We start from the raw sequence: 539 nt of genomic DNA on the forward strand, positions 1-539 counted from the left end.
TCACCAAGTATTTTGGCGAATACAAGCGCTACGACCAGATCGATGCGGCGCCCGAAGAGAAGGCGCGCGGCATCACCATTTCGACGGCGCACGTCGAATACGAGACCGCCAACCGCCACTATGCCCATGTCGACTGCCCCGGCCACGCCGACTATGTGAAGAACATGATCACCGGTGCCGCGCAGATGGACGGCGCGATCCTGGTGGTGTCGGCCGCCGACGGCCCGATGCCGCAGACCCGCGAGCACATCCTTTTGGCCCGCCAGGTCGGCGTGCCCTCGATCGTGGTGTTCTTGAACAAGGTCGACCAGGTCGACGACGCCGAGCTGCTCGAGCTGGTTGAGCTCGAGGTGCGTGAGCTTTTGACCAAGAACGAGTTCCCCGGCGACGACATTCCGATCGTCAAGGGTTCGGCGCTTGCCGCACTTGAAGATTCCGACAAGAAGATCGGCGAGGACGCCATCCGCGAACTGATGGCTGCGGTCGATGCCTACATCCCGACGCCGGTGCGTCCGCTCGACAAGCCGTTCCTGATGCCG

Annotated in this window: 1 protein-coding gene; it reads left to right on the forward strand. The window is 62.9% G+C overall.

Features of this window, described 5'->3' with window-relative positions; all coding sequences use genetic code 11:
* A partial coding sequence (locus NKI47_RS35060; protein ID WP_352596439.1) for a GTP-binding protein occupies positions 1-539 on the forward strand: 539 nt, incomplete at both ends.

Source organism: Mesorhizobium sp. M0633, from assembly GCF_040320645.1.
GTDB lineage: Bacteria > Pseudomonadota > Alphaproteobacteria > Rhizobiales > Rhizobiaceae > Mesorhizobium.